General features: G+C 65.5%; 11 protein-coding genes. 9 read left to right on the top strand and 2 right to left on the bottom strand.

What is annotated here, in order from left to right:
• Positions 1-183: 183 nt before the first annotated feature.
• The 9 genes from D3242_RS32215 (at position 184) to D3242_RS32175 (ending at position 13,323) form a co-directional block, all read left to right on the top strand.
• Positions 184-2,739, top strand: coding sequence for a sensor histidine kinase (locus D3242_RS32215; protein ID WP_064985127.1), 2,556 nt, complete (start codon positions 184-186; stop codon positions 2,737-2,739).
• 8 nt (positions 2,740-2,747) lie between these two features.
• Entirely contained in the window at positions 2,748-4,259 is a 1,512-nt protein-coding gene (gene tsaE, locus D3242_RS32210; protein WP_064985128.1) for a tRNA (adenosine(37)-N6)-threonylcarbamoyltransferase complex ATPase subunit type 1 TsaE, read from the top strand.
• Positions 4,256-4,981, top strand: a complete 726-nt coding sequence (locus D3242_RS32205) for a nucleotidyltransferase family protein (protein ID WP_223217823.1) — start codon at positions 4,256-4,258, stop codon at positions 4,979-4,981. The genes tsaE and D3242_RS32205 overlap by 4 nt, the downstream gene beginning before the upstream one ends.
• A complete protein-coding gene (gene addB, locus D3242_RS32200; RefSeq protein ID WP_064985131.1) occupies positions 4,978-8,112 on the top strand; it encodes a double-strand break repair protein AddB in 3,135 nt (1,044 codons plus the stop codon). The genes D3242_RS32205 and addB overlap by 4 nt, the downstream gene beginning before the upstream one ends.
• The gene (addA, locus tag D3242_RS32195) at positions 8,109-11,621 is read left to right on the top strand and encodes a double-strand break repair helicase AddA (RefSeq protein WP_064985133.1); all 3,513 of its coding nucleotides are present in this window, start codon (positions 8,109-8,111) and stop codon (positions 11,619-11,621) included. The genes addB and addA overlap by 4 nt, the downstream gene beginning before the upstream one ends.
• Before the next feature lie 77 nt (positions 11,622-11,698).
• Positions 11,699-12,022, top strand: a complete 324-nt coding sequence (gene trxA / locus D3242_RS32190; protein ID WP_010912931.1) for a thioredoxin — start codon at positions 11,699-11,701, stop codon at positions 12,020-12,022.
• A gap of 265 nt (positions 12,023-12,287) precedes the next feature.
• Complete coding sequence (locus D3242_RS32185) at positions 12,288-12,569, top strand: cupin domain-containing protein (RefSeq protein WP_019862676.1); 282 nt, start codon at positions 12,288-12,290, stop codon at positions 12,567-12,569.
• A 95-nt stretch (positions 12,570-12,664) separates the two neighbouring features.
• Entirely contained in the window at positions 12,665-12,913 is a 249-nt protein-coding gene (locus tag D3242_RS32180) for a type II toxin-antitoxin system VapB family antitoxin (RefSeq protein WP_019862675.1), read from the top strand.
• Positions 12,910-13,323: a type II toxin-antitoxin system VapC family toxin gene (locus tag D3242_RS32175; protein WP_064985136.1), complete on the top strand. Its 414-nt coding sequence runs from the start codon at positions 12,910-12,912 to the stop codon at positions 13,321-13,323. Before D3242_RS32180 ends, D3242_RS32175 begins: the two co-directional genes overlap by 4 nt.
• 11 nt (positions 13,324-13,334) lie before the next feature.
• On the opposite strand, the gene D3242_RS32170 is transcribed toward D3242_RS32175, so the two are convergent.
• Together D3242_RS32170 and D3242_RS32165 are read right to left on the bottom strand one after the other, a co-directional pair.
• A complete protein-coding gene (locus D3242_RS32170; protein WP_038651495.1) occupies positions 13,335-13,754 on the bottom strand; it encodes a VOC family protein in 420 nt (139 codons plus the stop codon).
• A gap of 27 nt (positions 13,755-13,781) precedes the next feature.
• Positions 13,782-15,107, bottom strand: coding sequence for a bifunctional folylpolyglutamate synthase/dihydrofolate synthase (locus D3242_RS32165; protein WP_064985138.1), 1,326 nt, complete (start codon positions 15,105-15,107; stop codon positions 13,782-13,784).
• Positions 15,108-15,168 lie beyond the last annotated feature (61 nt).

Genomic DNA, 15,168 nt, shown 5'->3' with positions numbered 1-15,168 from the left:
TACCATATATTGAGGCCGGGCGATTGACTTTTCGCCCGGCCTTATTTTTGCGCGCGATCAGCCTTCACGGCGATTCGGCGAGGGTTTATTGTCAGGTGATTCGCGACGCTTCCGGCCCGAGAGGGGATCAGAGAGGCGCGTATCAGGGCGGTCTTGCATTCAGGCGGCGGAGAGGACCAAGACATGCCGGGGCAAAACCCGCACGGAGCGGGATCGGCCGTTTCCGGCGGCCACGACGATTCGGGGACCATAGGCTCGACCATTCAGGGCGGGCGCCTTTCATGGCGTGCCCGCATCGGTCTGTTCCTGACCAGTTCCGCGCTGGCCGGACCCTTGGCCAGCGCCGTGGCGCATGCCGAGAACGCCGCCGCGACCACCGCCGGCCTGTCGATCAACACGGTCGAAGTCATGCAGCTTGCCGTGTTCGTCGGCGTGACGGGCGCGGCATTCCTGTCGGCCATCGTTCTCATCCGCGAACGGGCCCGCACTTCGGCGGAGAATGTCGAACTGAGAAGCCGCGTCGCCGACATCAATGCGGCACTGCGCCGTTCGGAAGCGCTGCTCAATCTGCGCGACCAGCGCGTGGTGGTCTGGGCCTCGGAGAACAAGAAGCCCGAACTCATCGGCACGTTGCCTGTCGAAAGCGGCGCGCCAGAGGAACGGGCGGCTTTCCTCGCTTTTGGCCGCTGGCTGATGCCGCGCTCGGCGGCGGCGCTCGAGCACGCCATCGCGGGCTTGCGCGAAAAGGCCAGGCCCTTCGACCTCGTCATCGAATCGCAAGCCGGCGCCCCGCTTGAAGTGCATGGCCGCAAGAGCGCCGCGCATATCCTCGTGCGGTTTGTCTCGCTTTCCGAGACACAGCGCAGCCAAGCCCGGCTGAAGATCGACAACCAGCGGCTGGCCGCCGACCATGACACGATGATCGGCCTGCTCGAAGCGCTAAAGATGCCGGCATGGTTGCGCGACGAGCACGGACGCCTGAAATGGGTCAACCGGGCCTATGCCGACGCGGTCGAAGCCGAAAGCGCGGAAGCCGCCGTCCGTGACGCCAAGGAATTCCTCGGCGGCCAGGCACGCGAGGCAATCGACGCCCAGCACAAGACGCATCCGGTCTTCGAGCAGTCGCTCTCCACCGTGATCGAAGGCGACCGCCGCGTCTTCGCGGTGACCGACTTCGCCGGCGCCGACGGTTCGGCCGGCCTTGCCGCCGACACCAGCGCCATCGAGACCATTCGCGGCGAATATGAGCGGACGGTGCGCAGCCACGCCGACACGCTCGACCAGCTCAACACCGCCGTCGCCATCTTCGACACAGACGAGAAGCTACGCTTCTTCAACCAGGCCTTCCAGAAACTTTGGGGCCTGGACAGCGGCTTCCTGCACAGCGCGCCCGACAATGCGCTTTTGCTCGACCGGTTACGCAGCGAAGGCAAGATCGCCGAGCAGCCCGAATGGCGCCGCTGGAAGGAAGGCCTGCTCGGCGCCTATCGCGCAGTGGAATCGCAGGAACATTGGTGGCATCTGCCCGACGGCAAGACCATCCGCGTCGTCGCCAATCCGCAGCCCAAGGGCGGCGTCACCTGGGTATTCGAGAACCTGACCGAGAAGATGGACCTGGAAAGCCGCTACCGCACCGCGGTGCGCGTCCAGGGCGAAACGCTCGACAATCTCGCCGAAGGCGTCGCGGTGTTCGGACCCGATGGCCGGCTGCGCCTGTCGAACCCGGCCTTTGCGACGCTCTGGGGATTGAGCGGCGACGCCGCCAAGCCCAATGTTCACGTCTCCACGATACGCGACCTTTGCGACCGCCAGGCGGTCGACAGCCCCTGGCCCGGTTTCGTCGCCGCCATCACCGGTTTCGACGACGAACGCCGCGACCGGCACGGCCAGAGCGAGCTCAACAACGGCACCGTGCTGCGTTACGCCGTGATCCCGCTACCCAATGGGCAAGTGATGATGACCTTCGTCGACGTCACCGACAGCGTGCATGTCGAACGTGCGCTGAAGGACAAGAACGAGGCATTGGAGAAGTCCGATCAGCTCAAGAACGACTTCGTCCAGCACGTGTCCTACGAACTGCGTTCGCCGCTGACCAACATCATCGGCTTCACCGAACTGCTTTCACTGCCCACCACCGGACCGCTGAATCAAAAGCAGCGCGAATATGTCGAGCACGTCAGTTCGTCCTCCTCGGTGCTGCTGACCATCGTCAACGACATACTCGACCTTGCGACCGTCGATGCCGGCATCATGCAGCTCGACATTTCCGAGGTGCATGTCGACCGCACCATCGCGGCGGCCGCGGAACTGGTTGCCGACCGGCTGCAGGAGCATTCGATCCGGCTCGAAGTCGATGCCGCTGCCGCGCCGAAGACGTTCCACGGCGACGAGACCCGCATCCGCCAGATCCTCTACAATCTGCTAAGCAACGCCGCCAATTACGCGCCGGAAGCCAGCACCATCCGGCTCGCCTGTCGGCATCTGGCGGATGGGGTGGAATTTTCCGTTCACGACGATGGGCCCGGCATGCCGCCTGACGTTTTGGACTCGGTGTTCCGCCGCTTCGAACCGCGCACCAATGGCGGCCGCCGGCGAGGCGCCGGCCTCGGCCTGTCGATCGTCAAGAGCTTTGTCGAACTGCATGGCGGCAATGTTCGCATCGAAACCGGCAAGGACAAGGGCACCACCGTCATCTGCACCTTCCCCGACATGCCGGGCATCCGCGCCGCGGCCGAGTAGCGCGCTCGATGACGGGACCTGTGCTGGAGCGTTTGCTCGCCGATGAGACACAGACAGCGCGGCTGGGCGAAGATCTGGCCCTGTCCCTGCGCGCCGGCGACGTGCTGGCGCTCAAAGGCGATCTCGGCGCCGGCAAATCGACACTGGCGCGGGCGCTGATCCGGGCGCTGGCCGATGATGGCAGCCTGGATGTGCCGAGCCCGACCTTCACCTTGGTGCAGAGCTACGACACGCGCATTCCGGTGCACCATTTCGACCTCTATCGCCTGGCCTCGGCAGCCGAGCTCGACGAACTCGGCTTCGACGAAGCGCTGACGCAAGGGGCTGCCCTGGTCGAATGGCCCGAGCGGGCGGAAGGCTATCTGCCGAAGACGACGCTCTCGATCGAACTCGTCCAGCATGGCGAGGGCCGGCTGGCGCGGCTGTCGGGGCAAGGCGCCGCCTTCGACCGCGCGGCGCGATCGCTGGCCATGCGCGATTTTCTGGAGAGGGCCGGCTGGGGCGACGCGCGGCGACGCCATTTCATCGGCGACGCCTCCGCCCGCTCCTATGAGATCGTGACGCTCGCCGGCCAGGAGCCGCGCGTGCTGATGAACTCGCCGCGGCTGGTGCTCGGCCCCGCCGTGCGCGACGGCAAACCCTATGCGGTGATCGCCCACACCGCCCAGTCGGTCTCCGCTTTCGTCGCCATCGACCGCGCCTTGAAGGCCGGCGGCGTCAGCGTTCCGCAAATCCATGCCGAGGACCAGGACCAGGGTTTCTTGCTGCTCGAACATCTCGGTTCCGAAGGGTTTCTGGGCAAGGACGGCGAGCCCATAGCGGAACGCTATGCGGCGGCAGCCGAGTTGTTGGCCATGATGCATGGCAGGACCTGGCCGCAGCGCCTGCAGGCCGGACCCGGCAGCTTCCACGAGGTGCCGCCCTTCGACCGCGACGCGATGATGATCGAAGCCGATCTTTTGGTCGACTGGTATGTGCCGGCGATATCGGGCGGCCCGCCAAGCGACGATCTGCGCTCGGGCTACGCCAGGGAATGGAACGCGCTTTTCGACCGGCTGCAGGGCAGCGAATACACGCTGATGCTGCGCGACTTTCATTCGCCCAACATCATCTGGCGCGACGACCGCGCCGGCCATGACCGGCTGGGCATCGTCGACTTCCAGGATGCGCTGATCGGGCCTTCAGCCTATGACGTCGCCTCGCTGGCCATGGATGCCCGTGTCACCCTATCGCCCGAAATCGAGAAGAAGACGCTCGATGCCTATGTCGCAGCGCGCCATGCGGCAGGCGCCTTCGACGAAGCAAGTTTTCTGGAAGCCTATGCAATCATGGCCGCGCAGCGCAATTCCAAGATCCTCGGCATTTTCGTGCGTCTCGAAAAGCGCGACGGCAAACCTTATTATCTGAAGCACCTGCCGCGCATCCGCGACTATCTGCGCCGGGCGCTGTCCCATCCGGCGCTTGCCAGCCTGCGGGAATTCTACAATACGCACGGGCTGCTCGAGGAACGAACACTGTGACAAGACCGGACACTGCCATCGTCCTTGCCGCCGGGCTCGGCAAGCGCATGCGGCCGATCACCGATACGATCCCCAAGCCGCTGGTCAGGATCGCCGGCAAGACCTTGCTCGACTGGGGGCTCGACAGCCTCGCCGCCGCCGGCGTCGCCAAGGCGGTGGTCAACGTCCACTATCTTCCCGAGCAGATCGTCGCCCATGTCGCGGCGCGCAGCGCTCCGCAGATCATCATTTCCGATGAGAGCGATCGGCTGCTCGATTCGGCCGGGGGCATCGTCAAGGCGCTGCCGGAACTCGGCCAACAACCCTTCTATATCCTCAATGCCGACACGTTCTGGATCGACCACGGTCCGCTCAATCTCGGGCGGCTTGCCCTTGCGTGGGACGCCGCGAAAATGGATATTCTGCTGATGCTGGCGGATCTCCATCAGGCGACAGGACACTGTGGCAGCACCGATTTCCTGGTGGCGCCGGACGGTGCCCTGCGGCGTTCAAAAGGCGATCCGGCGGGCTTGATCTATGCCGGCGCGGCGATCGTCCATCCGCGCCTGTTCAAGGATGCATCGGCCGAACCGCATTCGCTCAACGCCTATTTCGATACCGCCATCTCCGCCGGCCGGCTGTTCGGCATGCCGATGCACGGCCACTGGATCACCGTCGGCACGCCCGATGCCATTCCGCTGGCGGAAGAAGCCGTCGCCGGCGCGCTAACCGAGTCGCAATGAGCGGCTCGAGCCGCGTTTTCTCGATCCCCCCCGGAGCGCCGTTCCTGCCGACGCTGGCCGAGGCGCTGCTTGCCGGCCGCCTGGTTCCGGGATTTCGTTTCGACGGCGATCCGCTCGCGCTCGCCGATGTCACCATCTATCTGCCGACGCGTCGTGCCGCGCGCGCCTTGCGCGGTGTGTTCGTCGACAGTTTGAGGGCACGCGGCGGCGGCGGTTCGGCGATCCTGCCGGTCATCCGCCCGCTCGGCGAATTCGACGAGGACGAAGCCCTGTTCGAGGCCGAGCCTTCGGCGGCGATCGATCTCGCGCCGCCGATCTCGGCGACCGAACGCCTGTTGCTGCTGACGCCGCTGGTGCGGGCCTGGAAGCGCCGGCTGCCGGAACATGTGGCGAAGCTTTTCGCCGAGGAAATCGTCATCCCCGCGTCCACCGCCGACGCGATCTGGCTGGCGCGCGATCTTGCGGGGCTGATGGACGAGATCGAGACGGAAGGCACCGACTGGACCAAGCTCGCCGATCTGGTGACCGGCAACCTTGCCGGCTGGTGGCAGGTGACGCTCGAATTCCTCGGCATCGTCACTGACGCCTGGCCGAAATTCCTGAGCGAGAGCGACCGCTCCAATCCGGCCGCGCATCGCAGCGCGCTGATCCGCTCCGAGGCGGCCCGGCTGCGGCGCAATCCGCCGGCCGGACCGGTCATCGCCGCCGGCTCGACCGGCTCGATACCCGCCACGGCCGAACTGCTTGCCGCGATCTCCCGCCTGCCCGGCGGCGCCATCGTGCTGCCCGGTCTCGACCGGACGCTGGACGAAGCGTCCTTCCAGGCGCTTGTCGCCCCCGGCGCGCGCCCAGCCGTACTTGGCCACCCGCAATATGGCCTGGCCAGGCTGATCGGCAAGATCGGCGTGCTGCGCTCCGACGTCGAAGAACTCGGCACGGCCGAACCGCACCTTGCGCTTCGCGCCGCGCTTGTCGGCGAAGCGCTGCGGCCGGCCGAGACCACCGAATTGTGGGCCGAAACACGCAGCGGGTTTTCGGCATCCGATATTGCCGGCGCCTTTGCCGAGGTGACGCTGCTGGAAGCCGCCAGCGAGCGTGACGAAGCCGTCGCCATCGCCGTTGCGCTGAAGCAGGCCGTGGAAGCCCCCGGCCAAAGGGCCGCGCTCGTCACCGGTGACCGCGCGCTGGCGCGACGCGTCTCGGTCGAACTCAAGCGCTTCGGTGTCGTCGCCGACGATTCCGGCGGCACGCCGCTCGCCAACAGCCCGGCGGCCAGCCTGCTCCGCCTGGCGCTGGAAGCGGTGTTCCGGCCGGGCGATCCCGTCGGCCTCTTGTCCCTGCTCAAGCACCCACTGCTTGGCCTCGGCCTCGAGCGTGCTGCCGTGCGCCATGCGGCAGAACTGCTCGAACTGGTGGCGCTGCGCGGCGGTACCGGCCGCCCCGACATCGTTTCGCTGCCGAAATTGTTCGAAAACCGTCTTACCGGCCTCGGCGATGACAGCCGGCCGCCTTTCTGGTTTTCCCGTCTCACCGTGCGCTCCATCGAGGATGCGCGGAGTTTGCTCGCGCGACTGACGGAAGCGCTGGCGCCGCTTTCGGCCTTTCGCGGCCAGGCGAATGCCGATCTTGCCGCGCTGGTCCAGGCCAGCGTCGTGGCTTTGGAAAGTCTCGGCCGTTCCGCTGATGGCGGCCTGGGCGACCTCTATGCCGGCGATGCCGGTGAAAAGCTTGCCGAATTGCTGCGCGGGCTGGTCGCTGCTTCGGCCTCGCTGTCATTCGCGGCGAGCGAATGGCCCGATGTGATGGACGCGCTGATCGCGCCCGAGACGGTCAAGCCGGCGCAAGGCACCGACAGGAACATCGCCATCTGGGGTGCGCTGGAAGCGCGGCTGCAGGACGTCGACACGCTGGTCATCGGCGGGCTCAACGAAGGTGTCTGGCCGCGCAAGCCGGAGAGCGACCGCTTCATGTCGCGGCTGATGAAGACCGGCATCGATCTCGAACCGCCGGAGCGGCGCATCGGCCTTGCCGCGCATGATTTCCAGATGGCGATGGGCGCGAGACGCGTCGTTCTGGCCCGCTCGGCGCGTTCCGGCGACGCCCCCGCCGTGCCGTCGCGTTGGCTGCAGCGGCTGCTTACCTTCATCGGCAACGACCAGGCGGCAACCCTGCGCCGGCGTGGCGACGAGCTGCTCGCCTGGGCACGCGCGCTCGACACCGGCCCAAAACAGGATTTCGCGCCGCGGCCGCAACCGAAGCCGCCATTGGCGGTGCGCCCAACGCATTTCTCGGTCACCGAGATCGAGACCTTGCGCCGGGATCCCTACGCCGTCTATGCCAGACGCATCCTCGGCCTGATGCCGCTCGATGCGCTCATCCGTGATCCCGGTGCCGCCGAACGCGGCACGCTGTTCCACGCCATCCTCCACCTGTTCTCGTCTGAGGTGGCCGATCCGCGCGCAGCCGACGCGCTGGCCGGTCTCATTGCCGCCGGCCGCGCCTGCTTTGCCGAAGCCGCCCTTCCGGCCGATGTCGAGGCGGTGTGGTGGCCGCGCTTCGAAAAGCTCGCCGCCAACATCGTCAAATGGGAGCGCACGCGCGCCGATGCCGTGACCCGGCGCCATGCCGAGGAGCGGGCCGGCAAGACCCCGGTCGGCCAATCCGGCGTGACGCTGTCCGGCTATGCCGACCGCGTCGATCTGCTGGCCGGCGGCATGGCCGATATTCTGGACTACAAGACGGGTTCTTCGCCCTCCAAGGCGCAGGCGCACACGCTGCTGGCGCCGCAACTGGCGCTGGAGGGCGCTCTGCTGCGGCGTGGCGCGTTCAAGGATCTGGGCGCGCGCGAGCCGTCGCAACTGGCCTTCATCAGGTTGAAGCCGAATGGCGAGGTGTTCGAGGAGTCCATCCTCGAGCACAACCGCCAGCCACGGACCGCCGCCGACCTTGCGGAAGAGGCCTGGGCGCGGCTGGAAAAGCTGCTGATCCATTATGCCGACCCGCAGACCGGCTATCTGTCGCGCGCGCTGCCGTTTCGCGAGGGCGAGACCGATGGCGACTACGACCATCTCGCCCGCGTGCTCGAATGGTCGGCCGGCGGCGATGCCGGCGACGAGGGAGGGGAGGCATGAAGAAGGCCTATCCCATCCCGAGCGATACCGCCAACAGCCAGGCCCGCGCCGCAGATCCGCAGAATTCGGCCTGGGTGTCGGCCAATGCCGGCTCCGGCAAGACCCATGTGCTGGCCCAGCGCGTCATCCGGCTGCTGCTCAACGGCACCGACCCGTCGAAGATCCTGTGCCTGACCTATACGCGCGCCGCCGCCGCCAATATGTCGAACCGGGTCTTTTCCACGCTGTCGGACTGGACGGTGCTCGGTGACACCGAGCTGGCCGCGAAGATCGAGGCGCTGGAAGGGCGCCGCCCAGACCGCGACACGATGCGCCGGGCGCGGCGCCTGTTCGCCGAGGCACTGGAGACGCCAGGCGGACTGAAGATCCAGACCATCCACGCCTTCTGTGAATCGGTGCTCCACCAGTTCCCGCTTGAAGCCAACATTCCGGCCCATTTCGAGATGCTCGACGGCCAGATGGAGGCATCGCTGTTCGCTGCCGCGCGCCGCGAGATGATCACCGGCACGGCTGCCGGCAACCCGGATCTGGCCGACGCCTTCGCCACCGTGCTGGAACGCGGCGGCGAGGCCGGTCTCGATGCCTTGCTCGGCGAGATCGTGCGCAAGCGCGACGGGTTGCGCCAGTTCCTCGATGCGGTCGGGCGTGACGGCTTCCAGCCTTTGTTCGATGAATTCCATTTCCGCCCTGGCCAGACCGCCGAAGGGATTGCGGCATCGGTCTGGCCGCTGCCCGGCTTCCTGCCCGACTATTTCACCGGCTTCGCCCAGGCCGCCGAATCCACCGACGCCAGGTCGGTGCTGAACAACATCCTGCCCTATGCGCGCCAGGCTTTTGCCGAGAGCGATCCCGTTCGCCGCCTGCAATCGCTCGCCAGAGCCTTTCTCAAGACCGATGGCGATCCGTACGATCCGGCGAAGGCCTTCAAGAAAGCCCTGACCGACCGGCTGCCGGGCCTTGCCGAGCGCTATGTCTCGGCGGCAAGCGCCATTATAGAAACCGTCGACCGGCTGGCGCTGTTCCGCATGCTGGAAGGCACACGAGCGGCAATGACCATCGCCGACTGGCTGATCGCCCGCTACGAAGTGCTGAAGCGCAGCCGCGGCTTTCTCGACTTCAACGATCTGATCACCCGCACGGTCAACCTTATGGCGCGGCCCGATGCCGGCCCCTGGGTGCAATACAAGCTCGACCAGGGCATCGACCACATTCTGCTCGACGAGGCGCAGGACACCAGCCCGGATCAATGGGAGGTGGTGAAGCGGCTGGCGGAGGAATTTTTCGCCGGGCTCGGCGCGCGCGACCGGGTCCACCGCACGGTCTTCGCCGTCGGTGACGAGAAGCAGTCGATCTATTCCTTCCAGGGAGCCGCGCCCGACTCGTTCGCCGACAGCCGGCTGTTGTTCGCCGGCCGGGTGCGCGATGCCGAGGCATCCTTCGCCGACCTCAAGCTGACCTGGTCGTTCCGTTCGACCGACGACGTTCTGGCCGCCGTCGACCGCGTCTTTGCCGATCCCGTCGTGCGGCGCGGCATCAGCCATGATCCCGATCCGTTGAGCCACAAGGCCATCCGCACCGATGCGCCGGGCTATGTCGAGGTCTGGCCGTCGATCGGCGCCGATGTCGTCGACGAGCCCGACGACTGGACGCAAGCCATCGACCACGCCCATGCGCCGGCGGTGCGCGTTGCCGAGAATGTCGCGGCGACCATTGCCGGCTGGATCGGCAAAAGCGAGATCATCGAAGGCCGCGGCAAGCGGCTGCGGCCGGGCGACGTGCTGGTGCTGGTGCGCAAACGCGACAGTTTTGTCCATGCGCTGACCCGCGCCTTGAAGCGCCGCGACATCCCGGTTGCCGGCGCCGACCGGCTGAGCCTACCCGGCCACATCGCGGTCAAGGACCTGATCGCGCTCGGTCATCTGCTGATCCAACCGCAGGACGACCTGTCGCTCGCGGCCGTGCTGCGCAGCCCGATCTTCGATCTGCCGGAGGAGGCACTGTTCACGCTCGCCGCGCAAAGGCCGCCCGGCCTGTCGCTGGCCGCGTCGCTGCGCCAGCATGCCGAAGAAAACGAGCGCCTGGCGAAGATTGTCGCGCAACTCGACGCCTGGGCTGACGAGGCCGCCTTCAAACCGGTGTTCGAACTCTATGCCGGCCTGCTGGCGCGTGATGGCGTGCGTAAAAGGATGATTGCGAGGCTTGGGCCGGAAGCCGGGGATATTCTCGACGAATTCCTGAGCTTCTGTCTTGCCGAGGAACGGACCGGCCTGCCCGGGCTGGAAGCCTTCCTGTCGACGCTGGAAAATGCCGGGCCCGAGATCAAGCGCGAGATGGACCAGACGCGCGACGAGGTTCGCGTCATGACCGTGCACGCCGCCAAGGGCCTGGAGGCGCCAGTGGTGTTCCTGGTCGATGGCGGTTCCGCTCCGTTCAGCGACCAGCATCTGCCGCGGCTGATGCCCTTCGACGGCTCAGGCACTTTCTGGTACGGCAAGGGCTATCTCTGGCGCTCGGCCAGCGACGTCGCCAACGGCTTCTCGAAGGCGGCAGCCGCCAGGGCAAGGGAACTCGCCGACGACGAGTACCGCCGGCTGCTCTATGTCGGCATGACCCGCGCCGAGGACCGGCTGATCGTCTGCGGCTATCACGGCAAGCGGGCGCCGAACACCGGCACCTGGCATTCGATCGTCAGCCGCGCGCTAACCGGCGCGCCGGAAAGCGAACAGCGCGCGCATCCCGCCGGCGGCGAGCCGGTGCATCGTTTCCACGTCACCAAGCTGCCGCCCGTCGCGGCGAGCGCCGATGAACAGGCGCGGCAGGCCGATGCTTTCGGTCCGCTGCCGGGGACCCTGTTCCGGCCCTTGCCGCCCTTCGAGGACCTGCCGCGGCCGCTGTCGCCATCCGGCGCCTCAGCGCTGATCGACGAAGGCAAGGAAGCGGTCGTCGACAAGGCTTCACCGGTGCTGGACGCCGATGCCGAGCCCGGCTTTGCCGTGCTGCGCGGTCTCGCCTTGCACAAGCTGCTGCAGATGCTGCCCGGCATTGCCGAGGGTGAACGCCAGGGCGCGGCCGAGCGTTATCTCGCGCGAACGGGTGCCGTGTGGCCGCCGTCGGAGAGGGAAAAGGCCATGGCATCGGTCATCGCCATCCTCGACGATCCACGCCTCGGCCAACTTTTCGCGCCCTCCTCGCGCGCCGAGGTGGCGGTCATGGGCAGCCTGCAAGTGAGGGGCAAAACACGCTCGATTTCCGGCAAGATCGACCGGCTGGCGGTGACCGCGGACACGGTGTCGATCGTCGACTACAAGACCAACCGGCCGGCGCCCGCTTCGCTGGCCGAAGTCCCGCCGGCCTATCTTTTGCAGTTGGCGCTTTATCGCGCCCTGCTGCAGCCGCTTTATCCTGGGCGCGAGGTCAAGGCGGCCCTTCTGTTCACCGAAGCGCCAAGGCTGATCGAGCTGCCGGCCCGGACCATGGATGACGCCCTTGCCCGACTCACAGGAGCGTGACACAAGACCTGCTTGAAGAAGGGCCAGATAACCACCACATTTGGTGCGACAAAGAACTCTCGAAAGGAATTTTCCGCATGGGTGCCACCGTCAAGGTCGACAAGAACAATTTCCAGGCTGACGTGCTCAACGCCAACGTACCGGTTGTGGTCGATTTCTGGGCGGAATGGTGCGGCCCCTGCAAGCAGATCGCGCCGTCGCTCGAAGACATCGCCACTGAACTCGGAGCCAAGATCAAGATCGCCAAGCTCAACATCGACGAGAATCCCGAGCTTGCCGCCCAATTTGGCGTGCGCTCGATCCCGACGCTGATGATCTTCAAGGGCGGTGAAGTGGCCGACATGAAGGTTGGTGCAGCGCCCAAGACCGCGCTGTCGCACTGGATCAATGGCAGCCTCTGATCCTCTCTGTTTAGACGCAATTCCGGACAGAAAACCGCTTCACACTTTTCTTGGAATTGCTTTGAAATTCCCGATATCAAGAGCCCGGCCATCGCGCCGGGCTTTTTGTTGGCTTCACCTACAGCGCCGCGCATCCTTGGATGCGCAGAGGACGCTGTAGCAGTTGGATGGCTCATCATCCTCTGGGTCATGCGCTGGGCGGCTCTGGCCCTCACATCAGGGCACGCCATGTCTTCTGCTGGGAACCAGAAACAGGGAGAGCGACATGACCGGATCCGCCAAGGCCACCGTCTTCATCGACAATGAGCGCGTCATCGTCACCGAGTACCGCTTCCAGCCCGGCGACAACACCGGCTGGCATCGCCATGGCCACGACTATGTCGTGGTGCCGCTGATGGACGGCAAGCTGAAGTTGGTGACCAAAGACGGCGAGACCTTCGCCGAGATGAAGAAAGGCGCGCCCTATTTCCGCAAGGAGGGTGTGGAACACGACGTCATCAGCGCCAATGACGGCGAATATGCTTTTATCGAGATCGAGTTGAAGTAAGCAGGCTCATCGCGCATGAGATGGCACGCCATCAAGTGCCATCTTGATGGCAGAGACGCGTAGGCTTATATTCCCTTTTCCAAAGGGAGTCTTAAATGGCCGAACCACAGCTCTCGGTCCGCAGCGCGAAAGCACGTGACCTGGCTCATAGGCTTGCTCGTCGCGAGAACCGCTCGATAGCCGACGTGGTCGAACGCGCGCTTGAATCCTACGAGATTCGAGAGGCTGGCCGCGAACCTGCTTCCATCTTCTATGCCAGCCTGACCGCAAGCAGTGGCGTCGACATCGATCTGGAGAACGTTATTCGCCAAGGTCGTGAGGTTCATTCAGGAATTGAGCTTTGATTTTCGTCGATACCAACGTGATTTCGGAGTCTCTGAAGAAGACGCCGGATCCAGCCGTGCTGGCGTGGCTTGTGCGCAATGACGCCGAACTGGCGCTTCCCACGGTGACGATTGCTGAAGTCGCCTTCGGTATTCAAAAGATACGACCTGACAAGCGTGCGGATCGGCTGGAACAGGGACTTTCCCGATGGCGGCATCGATTTGCCGACCGGATTTTTGGACTGACGGAAGAGGCTGCCTTGGCTTACGGCGAGATCATGGGGGCCGCGACACGCCAAGGTCGCGGCATGTCGGCTCCCGATGGCATGATCGCGGCGATAGCGCGCGTGAATGGAGGCCGGCTGGCAACCCGAAATCTCAACGACTTCGGCACCACCAGCCTGGACCTGATCTCACCATGGAATTTCTGAAGCATGTCTAGTCACCAGTCGGCGATACGGTCGCCGCCGACGAACTGCGCGCTTTTGGCGGTGTATTCGAACAGCTCGATCTTCACGCCGTTGGGATCGCGTATCCAGGCCTGAAAGGTGTCGTCGCAGGCATGCTTCTTGGCCGTGACGTCGACGCCCTTCGACTTGATGTGGGCGATCGCCGCGTCGATGTTTTCGACCTCAAGGCAGAAATGGTTGATCTGGTTGAGTTCGCTATAGGTGGTGGCTTCCTTCTGGAACACCTCGACGTGGCTGCCGCCGCCGCAATCGAGATAGAAGCCGAAAATCTTGCCGTCGCGCAGGAAATTGAACCTTGTGTCCATGCCGAGCACGTCGCGGTAGAAACTGCGCGTTGCTTCCAGATCATGCGCGAAAATGCAGACATGGGCGAGCTGCTTCACCTTGATCATCACGGGCTCCTTGTGCAAGCCAGGCTCTCAGGTTGGCGGCGTGCCATTCTCGGCGAGCACCAAGCCGGCCAGATAGAGTGATCCGCCGATCAGGATGCGCGGCGCCGGGCCGTCCCAGGTGTCGCGCAGCAGCATCAGCGCGTTGGCGACGGAACTCACCGGCTCGGCCGTCAGCCCGGCTTCCGTGGCCCGGATCGCCAGCTCATCGTTCGGCACGCCGGCATCGCTCAGGCTCACCGGCACGGTGTAGACATGCCGGACGAGGCCCTTGAAGGCGCGGAAATAGCCGCTCTGGTCCTTGGTGTTGATCATGCCCGAAATGAGGAACAGCGGCCGCGGGTTCTTCTCTTCCTGTTCGGCCAGCGCCTCGGCGACGACCACGCCGGCGCCCGGATTGTGGCCGCCGTCGAGCCAGATGTCGGTGCCCTTCGGCGCCAGCTCCGTCAGCCGGCCTTGCATCAGCTTCTGCATCCGGCCGGGCCAGACGACATGGGTCATCGCCTTCTCGGCGGCGCGGTGGCTGATCTCGAAGCCCGCCGCCTTGACCGCGGCGATCGCGGCGGCCGCATTGGCGAACTGGTGGCGCCCGGGCAGGCGCGGCGGCGGAAGGTCCATCAGGCCGTCCTCGTCCTGGTAGACCATGCGGCCGTTTTCCTCGAAGGCGAGGAAATCCTGGCCATAGACGAAGGTCGGGCACTCCAGCCGCTCGGCGGTCTCGATCAGCACCTGCAGCGCCGTCTCGCTTTCCTGCGCGCCGATCACCACCGGGCAGCCGCGCTTCATGATGCCGGCCTTTTCGGCAGCGATCAGTTCGACCCGGTCGCCGAGATAGGCTTCATGGTCCATCGACACCGGCATGATCACCGTCACGGCGGGCCGGGCGACAACATTGGTGGCGTCGAAGCGGCCACCGAGGCCGACCTCGATGATGGCGGCTTCGGCCGGATGTTCGGAAAACAGGATGAAGGTGACGGCGGTGAGGATCTCGAAGACGGTGATCTTCTGGCCGTCATTGGCCTTGGCGACGCGGGCAATGGCCTCGGCGAAGGTCTCATCGTCGACGAGTTTGCCGCCGCCTTCGGCGGCCAGCCGGTAGCGCTCGGCCCAGTTCACCAGATGCGGCGAAGTGTGGACATGGACAAGGTGGCCGGCGGCTTCAAGCAGCGCGCGAGAAAAGGCGGCGCAGGAACCCTTGCCGTTGGTGCCGGCGATGTGGATGACCGGCGGCAGCAGATCCTGCGGACTGCCAAGCCGCTCCAAGAGCCGCGTGATGCGGTCGAGCGAAAGGTCGAAGCCTTTCGGGTGAAGCGCCATCAGGGCTTCGATTTCGCGGTCGGCGGCAAGCGTTGTCATGACAAAATCCCGACGCATGGCCCAAGCACCAGAATCAATCCCGGAATGGCCATGGCAATCA

It is taken from the genome of Mesorhizobium jarvisii, assembly GCF_003601985.1.
Classification (GTDB): domain Bacteria; phylum Pseudomonadota; class Alphaproteobacteria; order Rhizobiales; family Rhizobiaceae; genus Mesorhizobium; species Mesorhizobium jarvisii.
Note: the sequence above shows the minus strand (reverse complement) of the source record. Positions and strands in the feature narration are given on the sequence as shown.